We start from the raw sequence: 20,255 nt of genomic DNA, 5'->3' as shown, positions 1-20,255 counted from the left end.
CCGTTCATGGCTCGCTTGGGTGTTACCGAATCTTGGGCGGGTTGGAGCGTTACAGGCGAGGCAGCAGGCAATCCTGGTATTTGGTCTTTTGAAGGAGTCGCTGCGGCTCATATCATTTTGTCCGGCTTGCTGTTCTTAGCGGCGGTTTGGCACTGGGTTTTTTGGGATCTTGAACTCTTTACCGATCCCCGCACGGGCGAACCTGCTTTAGATTTACCCAAAATGTTTGGGATTCATCTATTCTTGTCTGGTCTTTTATGCTTTGGCTTCGGAGCCTTTCACTTAACGGGACTATTCGGCCCCGGAATGTGGGTTTCAGATCCCTATGGCTTGACAGGCAGTATTCAACCCGTCGCCCCCTCGTGGGGACCAGAAGGCTTTAACCCCTTTAATTCCGGGGGGATTGTTGCTCACCACATTGCAGCGGGTATTGTCGGCATTATTGCGGGTTTATTCCACTTATCTGTGCGACCTCCCCAACGGCTTTACAAAGCTCTACGGATGGGGAACATCGAAACCGTACTATCTAGCAGTATTGCGGCTGTATTCTTTGCAGCTTTTGTGGTAGCCGGAACAATGTGGTATGGTTCTGCGGCAACTCCGATCGAGCTATTTGGCCCGACTCGTTATCAGTGGGATCAAGGCTACTTCCAGCAAGAAATTGAGCGGCGAGTTCAGGCGAGTGTAGCATCTGGCGATAGCTTATCAACAGCTTGGTCAAAGATTCCGGAAAAACTGGCATTTTATGATTATGTCGGTAACAGTCCGGCTAAGGGCGGTTTATTCCGTGTTGGCCCGATGAACGACGGTGATGGTATTGCCCAAGCTTGGTTAGGTCATCCCGTATTCAAAGACAGTGAAGGTCGCGACTTGTCAGTTCGTCGTCTTCCCAACTTCTTTGAAACCTTCCCGGTTGTCTTACAGGACTCTGACGGTGTGATCCGAGCGGATATTCCCTTCCGTCGGGCAGAATCTCGTTATAGCTTTGAGCAAGCTGGTATCACGGCTTCCTTCTATGGCGGGTTGTTAGATGGTCAGACTTACAGCGATGCTCCCACAGTCAAGAAATATGCTCGTTTAACTCAACAAGGTCAGCCCTTTGAGTTTGACCGAGAAACCTTGAATTCTGACGGGGTATTCCGCACCAGTACAAGAGGCTGGTTCACCTTTGCTCACGCCTGTTTCGCTCTGCTATTCTTCTTTGGACATATTTGGCACGGTTCTCGTACCATTTTCCGAGATGTATTTGCGGGAATTGAAGCGGATCTCGAAGAGCAGGTGGAATGGGGACTGTTCCAGAAATTGGGTGACAAAACAACTCGTACTAACAAGACGGTTTAAAGTCACATTCTGAACTTGAATTTGATTAACCCCAGATTTGAGTTGATTTTAGAGGTTGAGAGTTAAGCTAGAAGATTAAATTGATCGTCTAGTCTTAGCTCTCATCTTGCGTTGAGCCAAATAAAAGTCCATTCTTTCGACAGTTTTGAACGCTCAACTGGTAAACTGGTAATCAATAGAAATATAAGGAAACGTTGACGATATGGAAAGCGTTGCATATATCTTAGTTTTGGCTTTGGGGATTGGAGTGCTATTTTTTGCGATCGCCTTCCGGGAACCTCCTCGGATTGGAAAATAGACAAGAAAGCTTTTTTGCTGGAGATTCGCAAAGTTCTCCATAACATAGCGCCGATCAAATCAAATATAAACAGACTTCATGGGGCGAGGGAAAATTCCTTTACCTTTTGAAGTCTGTAATCAGGTTTTTCTCAAAAAAATTCTGTTCTCTTCACTCAATTTCAGGGGAGTGACCCGTTTAAGGAAGTTCCCACTTGAAGATCGATAGTTATGCAATGTCCTGTTTGCCAACACACCAGTAGTCGGGTTTTAGAGTCTCGCTCCGCAGAGTCGGGTAAAAGTATTCGCAGGCGGCGAGAATGTTTGAATTGTAAGCATCGCTTCACGACCTATGAACGAATAGAATATGTTCCCATTACCGTCATTAAGCGAGATGGTAAGAGAGAGTCGTTTGATCGTTCCAAATTGTTACGAGGTTTGATTCGCGCTTGTGAAAAGACCGGGATTGAAACAGGTGCTTTAGAGACAGTGATTGATGAAATTGAAGCTGAACTCCAACAACGGGCTGTCCGAGAAGTTTCGAGTCAGGAAATTGGAGAATTGGTTCTAGAACAGCTACAATCGGTAAGTGAAGTGGCTTATGTCCGTTTTGCATCCGTTTATCGAAAGTTTCAAGGAATTCGAGATTTTGTAGAGACATTAGATCACCTCAAAAGCTACCAGACAAGAAGTGATTCAACTCAAGAACCAGAGGAGTCTCAGTCGTTACAGCCCGGATCTTCTCAGTTGAGTTCGTTCAGTTGTTCATCCTCATCAGACGAGGAAGTTGATCAAAATTCACCTCGACAGCAAGAGGCTATTTTTCCTTAATTTTTGAGCAAGAAATCATCCGTTATTGTCTTTTTGAAGGGACGGCAACTCGATTCAGGGGGGAGAGATGTAATCTAGTATACGATTTGCGTTACTTTGAGTTGCTTCAAGGTATTTTCTGAATGTGATACAATCAAAAAACGCGAAAACCAAGCGATTAAAGCATTTAAGGCTTGACATCCCAGAGAATTCTTGTCTAGTGGGCAGCCTGTAAAAAGGCAACTGAGTAAAGCCATCAGTTTTAAATTTCCTGAAAATAGTGGAGTAGAGATCCAAAGTTGTCAATGAAAACTCAATAATAGGTTGGGTTCCAGCCGATTTTCAGCCTGTGGACAGGGTGCTGCCGACAGTCCTGATTTGAAACAGGAAGCAAACAGTGCAAAAGTGTTGTAATGCGACGTTTTGTACAGGTTTTGTAGAACAGGTTCAATCTCTTAACACAAAACTCGAATTATTGTGGCATAATAGTAATGCTCTGACCAAAAATAAGCGGGATAAAAGCTTCGCCCTTTCGGGTGATTAACTGTAAAAAATCTAGGCTTATGCCCAGATCAGAAATCAGTCGCCGAAGGGCTACCGGAGACTCTAAACGGACGTGGAGGACTTGTAAGACTACCGTAATGGGTAGCAGCATCCTGCGAAGTGTCAACCCACCGAGAGGCGAAAAGCCTGGTAGGAATCATCGTCCTAACAGACGGTGAGGAGGTCAACTAAGACTAATCGACATAACCGTAGAGTTACAGTTACAAGACTGCTTATTCCTTACTTTTCGGCAATCTCCAGTCAAGAGTAGGAAAATTCGTTAGAGTTGATTAGCTATAGTTCTATAATGGATCTAAGCTTAGTTAGACCCAACTTTTTGTCCTGCCCTCACTTTAAAAGAGGTGCAGGTCAAAGCAATTAGAGTGAGGTTGAACGTCACCTCAAAACTTGGGATCTTCCAATGCCTAATCTGAATCTAAAGATCAAGCAAATGGAAGAAAGGCTCTAAGTTGTGTCAAAAACTACTAAGGAGAGAAAATCTAGGAAACAACTCGCATGATCAATCAGAAAACCAATCAGAGAGATGTGGGCTTTACCCACGAAGATTTTGCCGCCCTACTCGATCAGTATGACTATCATTTTAGTCCGGGAGATGTGGTTGCCGGGACAGTGTTTAGTTTAGAACCTAGAGGCGCTCTGATTGATATTGGTGCTAAGACCGCAGCTTATATTCCCCTCCAGGAAATGTCAATTAACCGGGTGGAGAGTCCGGACGAAGTATTACAGTCCAACGAGACCCGTGAATTTTTCATTCTGACCGACGAGAACGAAGATGGGCAGCTTACCCTCTCAATTCGTCGGATTGAGTATATGCGAGCCTGGGAACGAGTTCGTCAACTGCAAGCAGAAGATGCAACGGTTAGATCCCAAGTCTTTGCAACCAACCGAGGTGGTGCTTTGGTCAGAATTGAAGGATTACGAGGTTTTATTCCCGGCTCCCATATTAGTACCCGTAAGCCCAAAGAGGAATTAGTCTCAGAAGAACTCCCTCTGAAATTCCTAGAAGTAGACGAAGACCGAAACCGACTGGTATTGAGTCATCGTCGTGCTTTAGTTGAGCGGAAGATGAACCGACTCGAAGTCGGAGAAGTTGTGATCGGAACAGTACGCGGAATCAAGCCCTACGGTGCCTTTATTGATATTGGAGGCGTGAGTGGCTTGCTGCACATCTCGGAAATTTCTCATGATCACATTGATACACCTCATAGTGTCTTTAATGTGAACGATGAAGTGAAGGTGATGATTATTGATCTTGATGCAGATCGGGGTCGGATTTCACTCTCAACCAAGCAGCTTGAACCCGAACCGGGAGCAATGGTGAAAAATCCTGAGCTAGTATATGAAAAAGCTGAGGAGATGGCGGCTAAATTCCGGGAGAAAATGCTAGCTGAACAGCAAGGAACCGATGCTCCTACAGGCGAAGCAGAGGTCGAGGAAGCAGATATTCCGTCCGCAACCGAAAATGATGAGGTCGAGGAAGTAGTCGCAGACACCGAAGTTGCGGAAACGACGACAGCAGAGGTGAAAGAAGCTGAACCCGAGGCTGAACCCGAGGCTGAACCCGAAGCTGAACTTGAGGCTGAACCCGAAGCTGAACTTGAGGTTGAACCCGAGGCTGAACTTGAGGTTGAACCCGAGGCTGAACCCGAGGCTGAACCTGAAGCTGAACTTGAAGCTGAACCCGAGGCTGAACCCGAAAAAGAAGAAGAAGAAGAAGCTTCGGCAGTTGCTGAATCTTAGAAGACTCTCAGGTTTTAGGGAAGAGGGAATGTCCCTCTTTTTTAAGCCTGTTAAGCAATCAGACTCACGTTTTAGGGAGAGTTGTGCTTGGTTAAAATTGAGGTTCAGGGCGTTACCTTTGAGAAGATTAGGGCTGTTATTTTTGATAAGGACGGCACGTTAGAAGATTCTGAAAACTTTTTGAGAAATCTGGCTCAGAAGCGATCACGTTTAATTGATGCTCAGATTCCAGGTATTGGAGATCCGCTTTTAATGGCGTTTGGTGTTGATGGTGATCAAATCGATCCGGCTGGACTGATGGCTGTCGGCAGTCGGCGAGAAAATGAAATTGCTGCGGCTTCCTATGTTGCGGAGACAGGACGGGGATGGTTAGAATCATTGGAAATCGCGCGTCAAGCCTTTAATGATGCTGACCAGTACATGAAAGACGCACCTCCGTCACCTCTATTTCCTGGGAGTTTAGAGGTGTTTAAGTCTCTGGCAAAAGTTGGATTGAAATTGGCAATTCTTTCGGCAGCTCCCCGTCGTGAAGTCGAAGCATTTGTCAAACATTATCAACTCGGAGACTATATTCAAGTTCAAATCGGTGTAGATCAAGGTTTAAGCAAGCCTGATCCGGCTTTATATTTGCAAGCCTGTAAAGATTTAGATGTACTCGCTTCTCAGACTCTGATGGTTGGAGACGCGGAAGTTGATATGGATATGGCGAAACAGGCAGGTGCAGCCGGTTGTATTGGTATAAACTGGAAATCCCAAAAAGCTATTAATTTGTACCGGGCAGATGTTATTATTACACAGCTCGACGAAATCCAAGTTCTCCAAACTACGGACGATTCCCGCTAGCTGAGAAGTCAGAGTAAGGATGTGGTTAAATCCTTGTTCTGTTCACTTCTGGTAGAGTAACAGACCCATGCACGGGTTTGTGAATAACTCTAGTAAGTCAGGGTAGCTTGAATTGCGAGTTCAATCAAAAACTTCACAATCAACCAAGCTCTATAATAAGGAGGAACTCCCTTTGTCTCGTCGTTACCTTTTTTCATCTGAATCCGTTACTGAAGGGCATCCCGATAAAATTTGTGATCAAATCTCGGATGCTATCTTGGATGCTTTACTTGCTCAAGATCCAAAAAGCCGTGTTGCTGCCGAAGTCGTGGTCAACACCGGATTAGTTTTAATTACGGGCGAAATCACCTCTAAAGCACAAGTCAACTATATTGACGTCGCTCGTAAAAAGATTGCTCAAATTGGCTACACTCATGCCGAGAATGGTTTTTCTGCCGATAGCTGTTCTGTTCTGGTTGCTCTAGATGAACAATCCGTAGATATCGCCCAAGGGGTTGATATGGCTCAGGAGACACGGGAACATCTGAGTGAAGAACAGTTAGATGCTATTGGTGCTGGAGATCAGGGCTTGATGTTCGGCTATGCTTGCAATGAAACGCCGGAACTGATGCCTTTGCCTATCAGTTTAGCCCACCGCATTTCTCGTCAATTGACGGCGGTACGCAAAAATGGCACCCTTCCTTATCTGCGTCCAGATGGTAAAACCCAAGTCACTATCGTCTACGAAGATGGTCGTCCAGTGGGAATTGATACGATTTTAGTTTCCACTCAACACACGGCTACGATTGCAGGTATTTCTGACCCCGTTGCCATTCAAGCCCGGATTAAGCAAGATCTGTGGTCAGAAGTGGTAGAACCTGTGTTTGAGGATATTAGCATTAAGCCTGATGCTAAAACGCGCTTTTTAGTGAACCCCACAGGTAAATTTGTGATCGGAGGCCCTCAAGGGGATTCGGGTTTAACTGGCCGCAAAATTATTGTCGATACCTATGGCGGTTATGCTCGTCATGGAGGGGGTGCTTTTTCCGGTAAAGACCCCACGAAAGTAGACCGTACTGCTGCTTATGCTTGCCGCTATATTGCTAAAAACATTGTTGCTGCTGGATTAGCCGATAAGTGCGAAGTTCAGGTGAGTTATGCGATTGGTGTTGCTCGTCCGGTGAGTCTGTTTATTGAAACTTTCGGTACTGGCAAAGTAGACGAAGACAAGCTGATTGAAGTCATTCAGCAGAACTTTGAACTGCGGCCGGCCGGAATGATTCAAGCCTTTGACTTGCAGAATTTGCCGGGTAAACGAGGTGGACACTTCTTCCAAGAAGTTGCAGCTTACGGTCATTTTGGACGGACTGACCTGGGTTTACCCTGGGAAAGAACGGATAAAGTTCAGATGTTAAAAGACGCTCTGTTACCTGTATCTGCGGTTGGTTAATTGTCGTTATCTCCTCTATTTGAAGAGTGACAAAAATATCATTGCTAGACAATCAAACCTGAAATCTGGCTTAATTTTTACGATCAGATTTCTCCCTCTTTGAGTTGTCTGGTAGAATTGAAAACATTTTTAACGACTAGCTCTTCTTTATAGAAGGGCTTTTATTTTTGAGTTTTAGATCGCAGGAAAAATAGGGACAATTCGAGGAACTTTTTGAAGCTATTTTTAGTCGTAAAATCGGTAAATCGAAAATCCGAAAAATGAAACCTCAAACCCCATTACTTCGGGTTGGTGATCCTGCTCCTTGGTTTTGCTTACCGACTCAAAATCAAGCCAATTTCTTCCTGCGTAGCAATGCCGGAAAACCGATTATTCTTTTCTTTTATGCTCAGGATGAAATTCCCGCTTGTCAAGAAATTGCCTGTCGATTTCGAGATTTAATGCCGATTTTAAATCAATCGGATGTGCGGGTTTTTTCTATTAGTTCAAATCTCCCAGAATCCCGCCAAAAATTTTCTCAATATCATCGTCTTCCCTTTACTTTGCTCTGTGATTCTAACTTGGGAGTTAGTATAAAGTATGGAGTTTGTTCTTTAGATGAGAATGATCGCTCTAGTGTCTCCTATATTCGGACGGCTTTTTTACTTGATTCTAACTTACGAATTTTAAAGATATATCCACTCGCTAACCTCGAAGAAGCGATTAACAAACTATTAGCAGATATTCCGGTTCTAATCCGTCGAGAAGAACCCCGAGCTATTCAAATGCAAGCCCCTGTGTTGCTCATTCCTAACGTTCTCGATCTCAATTTTTGTCGCTACCTGATGGAAATTTGGGAAACTCGCGGGAACTCAGAATCCGGTTTTATGAAACAAGATGGAGAGAAAACTGTAGGATATTTTGACCCCAGCCATAAACTCCGTCGCGATCATTTTATCGAAGATAAGTCTTTGATCAATTATATTGATTCTCTGATGCAGCAACGAGTTTTTCCAGAAATTAAACAGGCTTTTCAATTTGAAGTCAACCGTCGAGAATCCTACAAAATAGCCTGTTATGATGCCAAAGACGGTGGATATTTTCGTCCTCATCGAGATAATACCACACAGGGAACTGCTCACCGTCGGTTTGCCATGACGATTAACTTGAATGTGGAAGAATATGAAGGCGGATTTTTAAGATTTTCAGAACATACTCCTCATCTTTATAAACCCGATACGGGGAGTGCAATTATTTTTTCTTGCTCTTTAATGCACGAAGCGACGGATGTAACCGCAGGTCGTCGTTTTGCTTTGCTGGCGTTTTTTTACAGCGATCAAGATGCCGAAGCCCGTCAAAAATACGAGGAAAAAGTTCAAAATAATTATGAACAAGTGATTCGAGTTCAACCGTAAATATTCAAGGATTTTTCAGCCGAATCAGGACTCAGTTATTAAATTTAAACAATCCCTGTAAACTTATCTATCCATCAATAAAAATTAGAGGATAGACAGGTTGATTTACTCATTGGCGTTTTGAATACAGGGATTGATTTAATACTTTTAGTTTTTACACGTTTTTCTGATAAAATCAGAACCAATTCATAAATTGTCTATCAAAATACGCTCATCTGGGGGAGCTTAAACAGGGGATAATTCCCGATCAGCTAATGATTGTAGCATCCTAACCTAAAACTTATCTTTGCATTAAGATTGTGTCTAGGTCGAAGGATTAGCACGTAGCTTTCAGATAGTCAGTCTACACCTCCGTAGAGAGAAACTGTAGAGATGAATCTTCAATAAATGATCGTAACACAATTAAGCACATTACTGCTAGCAACTGTGCTGCCTTGCATTGCAACTTTAGTTACTCCGATGTCTGTTCAAGCTGAAATCTTCAGTAGTAACGGTAATACTGATGTGTTTATTTTAGAAGCTCATGCCGCAACTAATAATGTTTATCAAGCCCAGGTCATTACGAGTTTTGATTGGTTTACAGATGGAGATAAAATCGGAATTACAGGCGGACTAAGCGAAGCAGATCTCGACTATATGGAACTGATTGATTTTGATGAAGATGGATTTTTAGATGATGCTGTGATTAAATTAAAATCAACCCAAGCTATTTTAGGTGTCGTTCTCAATGCTGATGATTTTGTACTCGAAGGAGAATTTATTCCGATTGTTTCAACAAAACCATCTATTGACTGTCTTCAAAAGGTAAATATTGTCAGTTGCAATTCCTCTACTGTCGATTAAATTGTGGCTTTTAAACACAATTACTAACAGAAAATTACTTCTGTAATTCTAACGAACAACAGCATCTACTCCAGTATAGGCAAACAGCTTGCTTGCGGCGATCACACCGTTGGTTTAGACAATACAGTGCAACACATCCGCTAAACTATAATAGCAGCTATCATTACGATTGGAAAAATGAGACATTTTGATGTTGTTGTGGTGGGAGCCGGGCCATCTGGTGGTCACTGTGCAAGACAGCTTGCCAAGTCGGGAAAAAAAGTCTTACTCGCTGAACAACATCAAACCTTCGCCCAAAATGATTTCTCCAGTGCTGCAACTCCCATAGAAACTTTAGAACGATATAATCTTCCTTCTGATGTGGTTGGCAGTTTATGGCAAAAAATTGTGATAGTCACCACTAATATTCATCAGAGTTGGGAATGCGACGAGCCTTTAGGAGCTGTCTTAAATTTTGCCAAACTGCGAGAATTTTTAGCACAAGAAGTTCAACGACAAGGTAGTGAAGTCTGGATGGGACATCGCTACATTCAATCTGCTCAAGAAAGCGGAAAAACGATTGTTGAGTTCAAACCTTATGGAAATAGTGAAACCGTTAAAGTATCAACTCAAGTTTTGGTAGATGCCACTGGTCAAATCCGAGCGGTGATGTGTCCACCCAAGCAACAACATCTTCTCTATCTCACCGGAACCGGGACAGAATATTTAATCGAAGTGGGTAGCTCAGACTATCAAAAATATGCTGAAAAATTAACTTTTTTATTGGGCAACAAATGGAGGCCAAAAGGATATTCTTGGATTTTTCCGATGGAACCCAATCTTTTAAGGGTAGGTTCGATTCAGTGGAATCGTCCTCATAAAATTGTCGAGAAAACCAGCTCTCTACGAACTTATATAGAACTCATTTTGAAGGATTATCTGCAAGATATTCCCTATAAGGTAGTGAATGTTCATGGAGGAGTATTCAAATACTGTAGCGGTCTTCAAGACACCTATTATCGAAACAATACTATCGCGATTGGAGATGCCGTTTCTACAGTCAATATGTTAGGTGGAGAAGGAATTCGACATGGAATGCAAAGTGCAGAAATTGCTTGTCGGTATATTGAAGGTTATCTTTCTGGAAAACAAGTTGATTTTAGTTCTTATCAGCAGGAAATGCACCAGACCTATAAAAAAGCTTGGGATTGGTCAGAACGAATGGGAATCAGTAAATATTTAGAATACAGTGATCAGTTTATAGATCGGGGAGTAACCTATCTAAACCAGTTGAGTACAGACGAAATTTTACAATTTATTTTTGAATATAATTTTAACCCAATCTATCGCAGATTTTTACCTTATCTACGCTACAAGCTCTCAGGCAAGATTCACAATTTAATAGGACAGGTTCGCTCTGGCTTCACTAACATAAATATCCTAAAAGGTGTAGACTAGAATAAAAATTCTGGATTTCTATCCCCAACTTCCTATGACTTCTAGCCTGACTCAAGTTTATCCGATCATTTGGCAAGATGATCATGTTCTGCTGATTGATCAAACCCGTCTCCCGAAAGAGTATACTCAGATTGAAATTAGTCGCTATGAAGATATGGCTCATGCGATTAAAACCATGATTGTTCGGGGGGCACCAGCGATTGGAATTGCCGCAGCTTATGGAATATATCTCGGTGCGCGAGACATTCAGAGCGTAGATCGTCAGGAATTTTTTACTCAGTTAGAAACAGTGGCAGATGTATTACGCCGCACTCGTCCAACGGCGGTTAATTTGTTTTGGGCAATTGATCAAATGCTGAAGACGGCAGAAGAAACAAACGGCTCAGTTGAACAGGTACAACAAGCGTTATTAGAAAAGGCAAAAACGATTCATGCTGAGGATATCCAAACCTGTAAATTAATTGGAGATAACGGATTAAGCGTTTTACCAACTTCTCCTCAAAAACTGAATGTTTTGACTCATTGTAACGCTGGAGCATTAGCAACAGGAGGCTATGGAACTGCTTTAGGGGTAATTCGTTCGGCTTGGCGAGAAGGACGCTTAGAACGAGTCTATGCTGATGAAACTCGTCCGCGTTTACAAGGAGCAAAATTAACAACTTGGGAATGTGTTCAAGACCAAATTCCAGTCACTTTAATTGCGGATAATATGGCGGCGCATTGTATGAAACAAGGTTTGATTCATGCGGTGATTGTCGGCGCAGATCGGATTACTGCTAATGGGGATACTGCCAATAAAATTGGCACTTATAGTTTAGCGTTAGTTGCCAAAGCGCACAATATTCCTTTTTTTGTTGCTGCTCCTCTCTCAACGATTGATTTTAAACGAGAAACGGGGGCGGAAATTCCGATTGAAGAACGAGATGTTAGTGAACTCTATGAAGTGGGTAATACTCGTTTATGTCCGACGGGAGTTGAGTTTTATAACCCCGCTTTTGATGTTACGCCAGCGGAATTAATTTCTGCCATTATTACCGAAAAGGGGGCAGTTAAACCTGGGGAATTAAGAACGTTGAAATAATTGTGGATAGAGAAACCCGGCTGATCACAAGTTACCGGGTTTCTAGTCAGGGGAATAGGGAAGTTTGATCTGGCAAAGTTTGTAGTATGAGTAATTCCGTTCATTGCGATCGCCTCTTTTTCTTAATCAACTCGTAAATGAGTGCGACCCAATAGAACAATGAAGAAATCAAAAACTGCTAAAACTGAACAATATTGACTCGCTTATAGATTTGATATAAAAATTTCCTAACAAGAATATTGCTTTTTTGCATTCGATAGATAGTTATAAATAATTGACAAAAATGCACTTAATACGTGAAATCAAAAATAGAAAGAAATCACCCATAACAACTATCGCAGAACCCCAAAACTATAGTTGAATGCGTTGGACTTATCCGGCTAAAGATTGAAGTACCCATCCGATGACGATCCCCAACCCTCCAAAGCGAACTGCTTGCCAAAAGGGTTCCCTGAGACTTCCCCAAGTAAACAAGCGACTTTCGAGATTAAGTTCAATGGTTTCCAACTCAGCTTCTATTTGACGTAATTCCTCTCGCAATTGACGGGATCGGGTTTGACGCAATTCGGGGATCACTTCATCAATGCGGTTTTTCAGTTCGGCTTGACGCTGACCGTCTCGCTTGACTTGAGCGTAACGCTGTTTAATTTCTAAGAGCGATCGCTCGATCTCAGATAAAGCTTGCTCAAACTCCTGATCTTCCGATGTCATCTGTGTTTTAACCGGATTATATTTCGTGAGACTGATTCAGTATAATCGGGATCGGTTTCTTGGTACAGTTTCTTGGCATAATTATAAATGCAAAGATGCAACTTATCCCCATCGCAATCTAATAGAAGGTCGTTTATGGTTAACTCGATCCCCAAATCAACTCACAATGATCAGCCTGCTAACAGTTCTCAGACCGATCGCTTAGATGAGTATACAACCGTTGAACTCGCTCAAGCTTTAGCCGAACGTCTTGCGATCAGCGATCAAGATTGGCATCAACTCAAATCTAATCGCCAAGCTCGTGCTAGCGAACAAATCATTGCTGCTCTTGTTTTTCTACTCAAAAAGCAACCCCAAGAAGTGATCCCTCGTCTGAATCAGGCAATCGGTTGGCTGGATCGTTCGATCTCCGCTCCTCCTTGTCCGACTCATGGTGTCCATTCTTCTAAAAAACAATCTTGAATAGATTGAAATAATTGCTGTTATCATAGTGAGAAGCAGATTCGCTCATCAAGGCAGAATCTTACCCAAAAATTTAGGCTGAGTTTGACGCCCCTCCCGCTATAATTGACTGGGATCAACTTGAAAAGCAGTGTTTATAACTGCTTTCAGTCTTTCCCTCTATTATTCTCTAATGCCTAACTCGTCGATTAGGAACTGACAATTTCCTTACAAATAGTTAATTCAGTTCCTTCAGAGTTCCATGCGACTCGATCAAAAATCTGGTGCAAGATATACAAGCCTCGTCCACACTCGTGATCATCGACAGGTAATTCTGATCCCTGTCCAGTTTGATGTTCATCTAACAGAGGATTTCGACAAGGACAAGGAGGTCGAAACCCTGATCCTTGATCAGAGATAATCCACCAAAATTGATTTTTGATGATCGAGAAACGGACAACAATTGTTTTACTGGGGTCTAGCTTGTTGCCATGTTTGGCTGCATTGACCAGAGCCTCCTGAAGGCCTAAGCGCAGTTCCGCTTGCCAGCAATCAGGAATCTCTGCTAAAAGCAAGTCTAAAATGGGACACAGGTAGAGCGTAGAAGCAAAGCTAACTGTAACCCAGTTGCGTTTAACCGGACGCGATGATATGGCAATCACTCGGAAAACTCCCTGGCGTCATGGTGGATGATCAATTTCACACCCTGCATCAGTGGTAAACTTCCTTTCCGACAGGCGGAACAGACTTGAAGCTGGTCTTCAAATTCACAGTTTTCCCTGACAGAGGATGAGATAATGAGACGGCTTCTTAGAGGGTACATTAATCAAAGACCCTTGCCACGAATCTAAAAATAGAGTTACATGGCCTCAAGGCTAGTTGTACACACTGAATAGATTCAACTTTGATCTCAACGGATAAACTAATTGGGGATAGTTTATACCCGTATTTTGCGATCTAGATTCCCGTTTAGTCAAGCTAAAGGGAAAATAAATTGTTCCTCTACTTGTAATTCTATCATTTCTCTACGGTTCAGATGGTATGCCAGCAACTTCCAACTGTAAAACCCCCATGATGTGAGCAAATATGCTTTGAGAAACGACTGTCCCAACTCAGTTTAGTTAGAAAGTCCAATTATTAGAATTGTCTCCTTACTTTAAGATTATCAAAACACTCACCAAAAAACACCTCTCTGGAAAATTTTCAGATTAATCCCGAGTCTCCCCAATCCTTTTCATCCCTTGTCCAATCAGGATTTCAGCCTCCATAGCCTCAGTTCAAAAAAGACTGTGCAATTAGATATCACTCCGGGTCGGACAGTCCCATCCTAAAATTGAAAAATAATAATTAACCTGAGTTTAGATCCATTGATACTATGCAAACAACTGTAACCGCTGACCCCTATCCAATCTCGGGTACTTATTGGAAGTGGCGAGAACAGTTAATTCATTACGTGCGGGCAGGTTCACCTCAACCCTCGCGTCCCCCGTTGTTACTCATTCATGGATTTGGAGCCTCAACCGATCATTGGCGCAAAAATCTTATCGGTTTGAGTGAAAACTTTGAAGTTTGGGCAATTGACCTGCTCGGCTTCGGACGTTCAGCCAAACCAAACTGGGAATATAGCAGCGATCTCTGGCGGGATCAACTGAATGATTTTATTACCGAAACCATTGGTCAGCCTGTCATCCTCGCGGGTAACTCTCTGGGTGGATATGCTGCTTTGTGTGTCGCCGCTCAACGTCCCAACTCCGCCCGAGGTTTGATTTTAATCAATAGTGCGGGGCCGTTTACCCAAACTGAACCCGCTCCACCTCCTCCCGCTTGGAAAAAAGCCGCTTCGGGAAGTGTACGATGGCTATTCCAACAAAACTGGGTCAGCTACATGGTCTTTCAATGGACAAGACGGCGCTCAACCATTCGCAAAACCCTGAAAAAAGTTTATTTAAACCCTGAGACTGTCACCGAGCAACTGGTTGAAGAAATTTATCGTCCTTCTTGCTCTCCGGGTGCAGCACAAGTGTTTGCGTCGGTATTTAAAACCCGATCAGGAGAAAAAGTAGATGCTTTACTCAGTCAACTGAGTTGTCCGTTGTTGTTGCTGTGGGGAGAAGGTGATCCGTGGATCAACTGTCGCGATCGCAGTGCTAAGTTTCGCCAATATTATCCTCAACTCACTGAACACTTTCTCGAAGCAGGTCACTGTCCCCATGATGAAGTTCCCGAACAAGTCAACGAACTTATTCAAGCTTGGGTGATGTCTGAGTGCGAAATTTGCGAAAGTGGTGACCGAAAAAATTGGGATACAAGCCCCGTCCGTGATTGACGGCTTTATGTTAAACTTTCTTTTGTGGAAAGGGTAATCAACCACACTAAAAACCCAGTCACCGAAAGGCAACGCACCTTGACGCACTGAAGTTATGGGGTTCCGTACAGGAAAGCTTGTACGCTTATTAGCGCGCAACGCAACAAGTACAGAGAAACCAAGATTTTAGGTTTTGAACTGTAGGGTAGGGCATACCCAAACAGGTTTCTGAAATGGAGCAAAACGCTTGGGGAGAATTCATCTCTGGTGCAGATAGGGCAGCCTATCTGTATTAAATGGACTCGCTGAACCAAGAATCCCCGCCGTTTACGGCGTGGGAGTGTCAAATTAGTAATAAAAACGAGGATGAATCCTCGGGTTGAGTTTTTCTTCGACGGGTTGACCCCCTTTGAGGTGTTGTTCAATAATGATCGGAACATCTGTCTGCTGAACTCGATAGTACCAAGTTTCATCAGGAGTCACCTTAACGGTCGGGCCAACACTACATTGACCCATGCAACCGCTAGCCTCAATGATGATGTCAGAGATGTCTGCGTCTTGAAATGCTTGTAACACTTTTTGGGAACCCTGTCTCAGACAGGTTTGATTTTGACAAACCCGCACACAGCGAGGAGTCGGTTCAGATGGATTTGAACCTGAGTTGTCTACTTGAATTTCTGGCATAGTCAAGGATTCTACGTGGATCTTTATGTCTTATTCCATTATGACGGATGGGATTTTTTGACTCGGGAATCGAGTCCGAAGCAGGCACCGCCAATTCATCGGCGGTGTACCGATGACCCCTTTAACATCCGGTAAAGCGATTGTCAAAGTTCGATTTCGGGTTTTTCCTCAGCTTTTGTGGAAAAAACTGTGGATAATTTCCTGAAAGCCTGTGGAAAACGTTCAAAGGCTTTTAGTTATGGAGCTAAAGGGGTAGAGGTTGAACAGGTTTTCCACAAGTTTTCCACAGGATTAGTATTCTAGTGAATCAAATTGCAAACAAAACGATAAAATATAGAACTCGGTGTATTCATTCTGTGAATAACATTTCGTGGTGAGAACGCCAGATCTCGATTGCTAATTTTTATCAAAACACTCAATCTTTACCCAGGTTAATCCATGCGATTCATCGTTGAACAAGAAAAACTAAGTTCTAATTTATCCTTGATTTCTAGAGCAATTCCCTCTCGTCCAACCCATCCCATTTTATCTAATATTTTACTCGAAGCCACTGCCGAAACTCAACAACTGAGCTTAACTGCTTTTGATTTAAGTTTAGGAATATATACTTCGATGAGTGCAGAAGTTGAAGTTGGGGGAAGGTTCACGCTACCTGCAAAATTACTCAATGATATTGTCTCTCGTTTACCCAATAGTCCGATTGCTCTCGATGACGATGCGGGAGAATCTATTATTACCTTAAATTCCAGTTCAGGACGGTATCAAGTTCGAGGAATGGGTGCTGAGGAATATCCCGCACTTCCGAGTATTGAAGATGGAGAATCGATTCAACTTCCGGCTGATGCTTTAATTGAAGGATTAAAAGGAACATTATTCGCCACCAGTCCAGATGAAACTAAACAAGTTTTAACGGGGGTACATTTAAAAATTCAGTCTGAAAACTTAGAATTTGCCTCAACAGATGGTCATCGTTTGGCGGTTGTTAAGGCTGAATCCTTAAATGGTGATGATCAATCAGAAGCGATTTCTACGGCAAAAATTGAGGATTTTGAAGTCACAATTCCGGCTCGGGCATTACGGGAAGTTGAACGGATGATTGCAGCCGCCTCACCCGGAAAAGAGGACTCAAAACTTATGGTTAAGCTCAGATTTGATGAAAGTCAAGTGATATTTGAACTGGGAAATCAACGCTTAAATAGTCGGAAATTGGAAGGCTCTTATCCGGCATATCAACAGCTTATTCCGAATCAATTTCTAAATCAAATTAATGTAGATCGCCGAAATTTTTTAGGGGCATTAGAGCGAATTGCGGTCTTAGCAAGTCAGAAAAATGATATCGTTAAATGCACGATTGATAACGACAATCAAAAAATTTCCCTCTCTGTAGAAGCGGCTGATGTCGGAAATGCACTCGAATCTTTATCCGCTCAAGTCTCAGGAGATGAACCGAAAGAACTAGCATTTAATGTTAAATATTTGATGGAAGGTTTAAAAGTTCTCAATACTTCTGAAATTCAAATTCAACTGAATGCGGCAACAAGCCCAGTGATATTAAGCCCTTTAGGAGGCGTGAAAATGACCTATTTAGTCATGCCTGTTCAGTTGAGAAATTAGAGAAAGAAAATCCTCTACCCGAATTGGGTTAATAGTGGTTCCTTAAAGTATTGCTAAACGTTCATTGCCCAATTAAATGATAGTTTCTCCATTTTCTTGAATTAAAGTGAGGCGATAAAAACTCTAGTGATCCTCTAGGACTAACTGATCTTAACCCCTTTCAAAATTCGCGATCGCATCGCTTACAAAACTTTTTTACTCTATAGATTTCTCAACGTCTAAAAGACAATAAAGGATTACTAAGAAGTAATCAAGTAAAATATCAAACAATCCCTCACCTAAATCAGATGAGGGAAGTCACACGTTAGGCTGTTGTTGTGACTAACTTCGAGGGTTTATTCTTCGGAATGGGAATTTGAGTCTACGATAGGATGCAACAGAGTTGAACGGAAATTTAGACGTAGTTCTGTATTCAGATATCGACGTTGAAACAGTTGCCATTTTTGCCATGCTTGATAACGACTTTCAGTAAGTACACTCGCAAAAGTTGGCAAGACGGACTCAATATCAGACTTCAAAACATCCTTCATTACTGCTTCTAACACTTCGCTATCTTGAATATCACCCAAATATTCTTGAATGTCTTTCATGTCTTGCAAATAAGCGGAATAAGTCGCGCCGTAAAAATCAGTAAACAAGTTCATCTGATAGCGCACTCGCTTGACTTGTTTGCGGAGATCATGAAGTTTCTGTCCTTCAGTTTGTAAAATCAGTTCTACTGTGGCTGAAGAAAGCTGATTTGATCCATTCTGAGTAGATTCATTTGTCGGATTTGATCCATTTTGAAAGTGTTCCATTCCGACTTGCCAACCCGGATGCAAAAAAAGTTTACTAACTTCGGGTAATAATAAATCTGGTAAGACTTCCTCAATGGGTAATTGTTCAATTTTTGTATAACTCGGTGAGTCTAACCATTGTTGTAATACCTGTTTTAATTGCTTGTATTTCTTACCTTCAATTGTTTTTTTCGTCTGCTTAAATGTTTGCTGGCGCTGTTTGTCTAACTCTGAAAAAACCTGCTTGAGTATTTTCTGTTCTTTAGACGGTAAATTTGGATAGTAACGCTGATGAAGTGCTTCGAGGAGAACGTCTAAATCTCGCAATTTTCCTAAACAGCGAGAGACTTTTCCAATTTTTTTGTTTTGTGCTGCTTCGGGTAATTCTAACACAGGTGCAAATCCTGTAATCGCAGAACGCAAACGCCGCATTCCTACCCGCATCTGATGAAGTTCTTCAGGATCTTTGTCGGTTAAAACTTCTGGTTCGTGCTTGAGAACTTTCTCTAAATGTTGCTGAATTCCTAGTGCAGCCCAATCTCCTAATGTTTTGACTTTTTGTATAGTGTTTGTGGTCATTTTTACCTCTCGAAATCTAATCATTTACTCGAAATGATTCAGTTTTATTCTCATTATTATAACAACTAAATTTAGGATTGTTTTACAAAACTTAATTTTTATTAGTGATCTTGTTTAACCGAAATAATAAATGAATAATTGTTGACTCAGTTCTTGTCTACAAAATTTACCATTTCATCCTTTTGGTAGATCTTGATTTTAAATCCCTCTTCAGGTGTTGGAGGTTGAAAATATTGGGTAATCGCTTCAAATTCTTCGTCAGTCGTAAATGCAGAACCTTCTGGTTGATCTTGACTTCTTATTTTAAGTTGCTGCTTACAAAGTTCATTGGATGCAATGATATAGTGAAGGAGATGATTGACTCCTACCGACTCAAATATCGAACGAAACCAATTCCGTTGTGATGGAGTATTTCCCGGAAAATCAAGAACAATTGAGACTCCTTGTAAGAGAAGATGTTGAAGATGGGATGATAGGATTGTTTTCAATCGGGATGAGTATTTGAGATAATCTGAAAACTCATTGATTTCTTCTGAATAAAGCTTGGATAACCAAAGATCTTCTGAAATCAATACTGCATTATTTTCTGAAGCGAGAGTTCGAGCTAAAGTAGATTTTCCACTCGCCATTTTGCCACAAAAGAAGTGCAATGTTGGTTTTTGATTCATGTCGATGACCTATGATTTATTCCCAATTGGAAGATCAACAAAGTTCAATCTGTTACCCGTTTTACAACAAATTAAAAAAGTCAACGGCTATTTCATTAAGTGACGAGGAATACTGTAGGTTGTTTGCTGATATGGCTTTTTTATTGACTCAATGGGTGATCTCAGAACTACTACTTAAACACATCTTAACTTAATTGTCAAGCAGATGTGCTTTGATCAAGTTAGGGATAGAGGGACGTAGACTCTTAGCTAGGGTTGCTTATCTTTTCCCGAGAGCCTGAGACAGAACGCTGTGCTGAACCAAAGCTCGTTTAATCAATTTGGGTGCTGAAATTTGTATAGACAAAAATGTGTAAACATCTACTATGAATTTTGCAAACTTCTCCAACTCCTCCTCTAACAACGTCATTCTTTGTAGCTACAAAAATCAAACCTCTCAATTGCAAGTGTTGCGAATTTCCCATTCAAAAACAGGCTACTTTGAGTGTGTTGCTTTTCCGTTTCAACATTTACTTTTTGAAGCAGAAGACCAAGCAAACTTGGAAGTGTATTATACTGTTTTTAGTAACTATATCGAAATGAAGGAGATTCCTTGTATTAGCCTCAAAGTCAACGAGATTCCCTAAAATCAAGTTCAATAGATCGTTACTTAGAGTGGGATTCTCAATAACCACTTTCAAAAGAAGCTAATTTTGAGATAAGATTCAAAGGGATTCATC

20 protein-coding genes are annotated in these 20,255 nt (G+C 42.0%); 15 read left to right on the top strand and 5 right to left on the bottom strand.

Annotated elements, in window-relative coordinates:
• The 11 genes from psbB to mtnA form a co-directional block, all read left to right on the top strand.
• The coding region (gene psbB, locus L8106_RS24900; protein WP_009787283.1) for a photosystem II chlorophyll-binding protein CP47 at positions 1–1,341 on the top strand (1,341 nt) is incomplete at its 5' end.
• 202 nt (positions 1,342–1,543) lie between these two features.
• Positions 1,544–1,639, top strand: a complete 96-nt coding sequence (locus L8106_RS24895) for a photosystem II reaction center protein T (RefSeq protein WP_009787282.1) — start codon at positions 1,544–1,546, stop codon at positions 1,637–1,639.
• A gap of 209 nt (positions 1,640–1,848) precedes the next feature.
• Entirely contained in the window at positions 1,849–2,448 is a 600-nt protein-coding gene (gene nrdR / locus L8106_RS24890) for a transcriptional regulator NrdR (RefSeq protein WP_009787281.1), read from the top strand.
• A gap of 376 nt (positions 2,449–2,824) precedes the next feature.
• Positions 2,825–2,971 carry a hypothetical protein gene (locus tag L8106_RS32595; protein ID WP_156803819.1) on the top strand — a complete coding sequence of 49 codons (147 nt, stop codon included), beginning with the start codon at positions 2,825–2,827 and terminating at the stop codon, positions 2,969–2,971.
• Between the two features lie 515 nt (positions 2,972–3,486).
• Positions 3,487–4,731 (top strand): 30S ribosomal protein S1, encoded by a 1,245-nt coding sequence (locus L8106_RS24885; protein ID WP_009787280.1) that lies wholly within the window; start codon positions 3,487–3,489, stop codon positions 4,729–4,731.
• A gap of 87 nt (positions 4,732–4,818) precedes the next feature.
• Positions 4,819–5,574 (top strand): HAD family hydrolase, encoded by a 756-nt coding sequence (locus L8106_RS24880; RefSeq protein ID WP_009787279.1) that lies wholly within the window; start codon positions 4,819–4,821, stop codon positions 5,572–5,574.
• Positions 5,575–5,746: 172 nt separating this feature from the next.
• On the top strand, positions 5,747–7,003 hold the full coding sequence (gene metK, locus L8106_RS24875) for a methionine adenosyltransferase (protein ID WP_039897191.1): 1,257 nt from the start codon (positions 5,747–5,749) through the stop codon (positions 7,001–7,003).
• Between the two features lie 260 nt (positions 7,004–7,263).
• The gene (locus tag L8106_RS24870; RefSeq protein ID WP_009787277.1) at positions 7,264–8,397 is read left to right on the top strand and encodes a redoxin domain-containing protein; all 1,134 of its coding nucleotides are present in this window, start codon (positions 7,264–7,266) and stop codon (positions 8,395–8,397) included.
• A 426-nt stretch (positions 8,398–8,823) separates the two neighbouring features.
• Positions 8,824–9,240, top strand: coding sequence for a hypothetical protein (locus tag L8106_RS24865; RefSeq protein WP_232228566.1), 417 nt, complete (start codon positions 8,824–8,826; stop codon positions 9,238–9,240).
• Between the two features lie 177 nt (positions 9,241–9,417).
• Positions 9,418–10,677 carry an NAD(P)/FAD-dependent oxidoreductase gene (locus L8106_RS24860; protein ID WP_009787275.1) on the top strand — a complete coding sequence of 420 codons (1,260 nt, stop codon included), beginning with the start codon at positions 9,418–9,420 and terminating at the stop codon, positions 10,675–10,677.
• A 34-nt stretch (positions 10,678–10,711) separates the two neighbouring features.
• Entirely contained in the window at positions 10,712–11,758 is a 1,047-nt protein-coding gene (gene mtnA, locus L8106_RS24855) for an S-methyl-5-thioribose-1-phosphate isomerase (RefSeq protein WP_009787274.1), read from the top strand.
• A gap of 372 nt (positions 11,759–12,130) precedes the next feature.
• Here mtnA and L8106_RS24850 read toward each other — a convergent pair whose 3' ends face one another.
• Positions 12,131–12,469, bottom strand: coding sequence for a hypothetical protein (locus tag L8106_RS24850; RefSeq protein ID WP_009787273.1), 339 nt, complete (start codon positions 12,467–12,469; stop codon positions 12,131–12,133).
• 135 nt (positions 12,470–12,604) lie between these two features.
• On the opposite strand from L8106_RS24850, the gene L8106_RS24845 reads away from it, so the two are divergent.
• A complete protein-coding gene (locus L8106_RS24845; protein WP_009787272.1) occupies positions 12,605–12,931 on the top strand; it encodes a DUF6439 family protein in 327 nt (108 codons plus the stop codon).
• Positions 12,932–13,119: 188 nt separating this feature from the next.
• Here the strand turns inward: L8106_RS24845 and L8106_RS24840 are convergent, their stop codons facing one another.
• Positions 13,120–13,572, bottom strand: a complete 453-nt coding sequence (locus L8106_RS24840; protein WP_009787271.1) for an anti-sigma regulatory factor — start codon at positions 13,570–13,572, stop codon at positions 13,120–13,122.
• Positions 13,573–14,285: 713 nt separating this feature from the next.
• Here L8106_RS24840 and L8106_RS24835 point away from each other — a divergent pair.
• Positions 14,286–15,236, top strand: a complete 951-nt coding sequence (locus L8106_RS24835) for an alpha/beta fold hydrolase (RefSeq protein WP_009787270.1) — start codon at positions 14,286–14,288, stop codon at positions 15,234–15,236.
• A 327-nt stretch (positions 15,237–15,563) separates the two neighbouring features.
• Here L8106_RS24835 and L8106_RS24830 read toward each other — a convergent pair whose 3' ends face one another.
• Entirely contained in the window at positions 15,564–15,899 is a 336-nt protein-coding gene (locus tag L8106_RS24830; RefSeq protein WP_009787269.1) for a ferredoxin, read from the bottom strand.
• Between the two features lie 438 nt (positions 15,900–16,337).
• On the opposite strand from L8106_RS24830, the gene dnaN reads away from it, so the two are divergent.
• Positions 16,338–17,513, top strand: a complete 1,176-nt coding sequence (gene dnaN / locus L8106_RS24825; RefSeq protein ID WP_009787268.1) for a DNA polymerase III subunit beta — start codon at positions 16,338–16,340, stop codon at positions 17,511–17,513.
• A 335-nt stretch (positions 17,514–17,848) separates the two neighbouring features.
• Here the strand turns inward: dnaN and L8106_RS24820 are convergent, their stop codons facing one another.
• The gene (locus L8106_RS24820) at positions 17,849–18,868 is read right to left on the bottom strand and encodes a CHAD domain-containing protein (protein ID WP_039897186.1); all 1,020 of its coding nucleotides are present in this window, start codon (positions 18,866–18,868) and stop codon (positions 17,849–17,851) included.
• A 146-nt stretch (positions 18,869–19,014) separates the two neighbouring features.
• Positions 19,015–19,536 (bottom strand): ATP-binding protein, encoded by a 522-nt coding sequence (locus L8106_RS24815; RefSeq protein ID WP_009787266.1) that lies wholly within the window; start codon positions 19,534–19,536, stop codon positions 19,015–19,017.
• A 365-nt stretch (positions 19,537–19,901) separates the two neighbouring features.
• Here L8106_RS24815 and L8106_RS24810 point away from each other — a divergent pair, with 365 nt between their 5' ends.
• Positions 19,902–20,162 carry a DUF1830 domain-containing protein gene (locus L8106_RS24810; RefSeq protein WP_009787265.1) on the top strand — a complete coding sequence of 87 codons (261 nt, stop codon included), beginning with the start codon at positions 19,902–19,904 and terminating at the stop codon, positions 20,160–20,162.
• Positions 20,163–20,255: the final 93 nt, after the last annotated feature.

It is taken from the genome of Lyngbya sp. PCC 8106, assembly GCF_000169095.1.
Classification (GTDB): Bacteria; Cyanobacteriota; Cyanobacteriia; order Cyanobacteriales; family Microcoleaceae; genus Capilliphycus.
The sequence above is the reverse complement of the archived record's forward strand: the minus strand, read 5'-3'. Positions and strand labels throughout refer to the sequence as shown.